This is a genomic window from Hyphomonas sp. UBA3195 (assembly GCF_002366485.1).
In the GTDB taxonomy this organism is placed as follows: Bacteria; Pseudomonadota; Alphaproteobacteria; order Caulobacterales; family Hyphomonadaceae; genus Hyphomonas.
In genome coordinates this window covers 60999-61837 of record NZ_DEXB01000049.1, presented here as the reverse complement: position 1 = coordinate 61837, position 839 = coordinate 60999, and the positions used below count along the sequence as shown (strand labels likewise).

At 58.0% G+C, this 839-nt stretch carries 1 protein-coding gene; it reads right to left on the bottom strand.

Annotation, left to right across the window (positions count from 1 at the left end; all coding sequences use genetic code 11):
• The coding region (gene groEL, locus B2344_RS14895) for a chaperonin GroEL (RefSeq protein WP_290485501.1) at positions 1-839 on the bottom strand (839 nt) is incomplete at both ends.

Sequence of the window (839 nt, the reverse complement as noted above, 5' to 3'; positions counted from 1 at the left end):
CGCACGATGTCGATACCGGCCTGCTCGTCTGCATTGAGGCCTTTGACGTCGATATTGCCTGCAGCAGCGAGAAGCGCCGTACCACCACCAGGAACGATGCCTTCTTCAACAGCGGCACGCGTGGCGTTCAGGGCGTCATCGACGCGATCCTTGCGCTCTTTCACTTCCACTTCGGTGGCGCCACCAACCTTGATGACAGCTACGCCGCCAGCCAGTTTGGCGAGACGCTCCTGGAGCTTCTCCTTGTCATAGTCGGAAGACGTGTCTTCGATCTGCTTGCGGATCTGGGACACGCGTGCTTCGAGGTCTTTCTTGGCGCCAGCGCCATCCACGATGGTCGTGTCATCTTTCGTGATGGCGACTTTCTTCGCGGTGCCGAGCATGTCCATGGAGACGTTTTCGAGCTTGATGCCGAGGTCTTCGGAGATGACCTGGCCGCCGGTGAGGACAGCAATGTCCTGCAGCATGGCCTTGCGGCGATCGCCGAAGCCAGGAGCTTTCACAGCAGCGATCTTCAGGCCGCCGCGCAGCTTGTTGACCACGAGCGTTGCGAGGGCTTCACCGTCGACATCTTCAGCGATGATCAGGAGCGGCTTCTGGCTCTGAACAACGTTTTCGAGGATCGGCAGCATTGGCTGCAGGGAAGACAGCTTGCTCTCGTGCAGCAGAATGAACGGATCTTCGAGTTCCGCGATCATCTTGTCCGGATTGGTGATGAAGTAAGGCGACAGGTAGCCACGATCGAACTGCATGCCTTCGACAACATCGAGTTCGGTTTCGAGCGACTTGGCTTCTTCAACCGTGATGACGCCTTCATTGCCGACTTTCGCCATGGCTTC